Here is a 1,914-nt window from a genome sequence, read left to right on the forward strand (position 1 = left end):
CCCCCGGCCCCTAGAGGGGAGCAAAGCGAACAACAAAACCGCCCCGTCAACCCGCCGTCCGGGGCGCGAGAAACACAAGCGCAGTTCCTACGGATAAATTTCAGGAGAAATACCCATGATCCCCGTCATCCTTTCTGGTGGTAGTGGTTCCCGGCTCTGGCCGCTTTCGCGCAAGCAGTTTCCCAAGCAGTTCCTCGCCCTCACCGGCGAGCACACCCTGTTCCAGCAGACCCTCGAACGCCTGACCTTCGAGGGCATGCAGGCGCCGGTGGTGGTCTGCAACAAGGAGCACCGCTTCATCGTCCAGGAACAGCTCGACGCGCTGAAACTGGCGACCCAGGCCGTCCTCCTCGAACCCTTCGGCCGCAACACCGCGCCGGCGGTGGCCATTGCCGCGATGAAGCTGGTCAACGAAGGCCGCGACGAACTGCTGCTGGTGCTCCCCGCCGACCACGTGCTGGAGGACCAGAAGGCCTTCCAGCGCGCCCTGGCGCTCGCCACCATCGCCGCCGAGCGCGGTGAAATGGTGCTGTTCGGCGTGCCGGCCAGCAAACCGGAAACCGGCTACGGCTACATCAAGGCGAGCAGCGGCCAGGGCCTGCCGGAAGGCGTGATCCGCGTCGCCCAGTTCGTCGAGAAACCCGACGGCCAGCGCGCCGCCGAGTTCGTCGCCAGCGGCGACTACTTCTGGAACAGCGGCATGTTCCTGTTCCGCGCCAGCCGCTTCCTCGAGGAACTGAAGAAGCACGACGCCGACATCTACGACACCTGCCTGCTGGCCCTGGAGCGCAGCAAGCACGAGGGCGACAACGTGGAAATCGACGAAGCCACCTTCGCCTGCTGCCCGGACAACTCCATCGACTACGCGGTGATGGAAAAGACCGAGCGCGCCTGCGTGGTGCCGCTGGACGCCGGCTGGAGCGACGTCGGCTGCTGGTCGTCGATCTGGGACGTGCACGAGAAGGACCGCGACGGCAACGTGGTCAAGGGCGACGTGGTCCTGCAGGACGCGCACAACTGCCTGATCCACGGCAACGGCAAGCTGGTCTCGGTGATCGGCCTGGAAGACGTGGTGGTGGTGGAAACCAAGGACGCCACCATGATCGCCCACAAGGACCGCGTGCAGGACGTCAAGCAACTGGTCAACACCCTCAAGTCCCAGGGCCGCAGCGAGACCGAGAACCACTGCGAGGTGTACCGGCCGTGGGGCAGCTACGACTCGGTGGACATGGGCGGGCGCTTCCAGGTCAAGCACATCACCGTCAAGCCCGGCGCGCAGTTATCCTTGCAGATGCACCACCATCGCGCCGAGCACTGGATCGTGGTCTCCGGCACCGCCCAGGTGACCTGCGACGACAAGGTCTTCCTGCTCACCGAGAACCAGTCCACCTACATCCCCATCGCCTCGGTACACCGCCTGGCCAACCCCGGGAAGATCCCGCTGGAGATCATCGAAGTGCAGTCCGGCAGCTACCTGGGCGAGGACGACATCGAGCGTTTCGAGGATGTGTATGGGCGTACCGGGGAACAGGCGGAGGTTCATATCAAGACCATCGCCCAGTGACCGTGCCGTGGCCCTGGCACGGACCATCGACGCTCACCGGTCCAGTCCCCTCTCCCCCCCGGGAGAGGGCTAGGTGAGGGGCGGAGCTTCGTCGAATCACGAAACCACGCTCCCTCTCCCCAACCCTCTCCACTAGGCGTGCCCCCATAAATAGGAGAGGGGGCTGTCTGTACGAGCTGATTAGGTTTGTGGTTCAGATTCGATCCGGGAAGCTGGCAGGCCCCCGGATTTCATCCGGGCCACACCCAGCACGAACCCTCAGCACACACCGAACCAGTCCCCTCTCCCCCCGGGAGAGGGCTAGGGTGAGGGGCGGAGCTTCGGCCAACGACAACCCCACAACCCCACTC

The 1,914-nt window shown here is 64.8% G+C and carries 1 protein-coding gene; it reads left to right on the forward strand.

Features of this window, described 5'->3' with window-relative positions; translation table 11 throughout:
* Positions 1 to 115 precede the first annotated feature (115 nt).
* The gene (locus tag PSEWESI4_RS24875; protein ID WP_187673926.1) at positions 116 to 1,564 is read left to right on the forward strand and encodes a mannose-1-phosphate guanylyltransferase/mannose-6-phosphate isomerase; all 1,449 of its coding nucleotides are present in this window, start codon (positions 116 to 118) and stop codon (positions 1,562 to 1,564) included.
* The last annotated feature ends 350 nt before the right edge of the window (positions 1,565 to 1,914 follow it).

This window comes from Zestomonas carbonaria (genome assembly GCF_904061905.1).
GTDB lineage: Bacteria > Pseudomonadota > Gammaproteobacteria > Pseudomonadales > Pseudomonadaceae > Aquipseudomonas > Aquipseudomonas carbonaria.

What these genes read in the sequence shown, in the direction of transcription:
- PSEWESI4_RS24875 (WP_187673926.1), top strand. Translation starts at nt 116, where the DNA reads ATGATCCCCGTCATCCTTTCTGGTGGTAGTGGTTCCCGGCTCTGGCCG.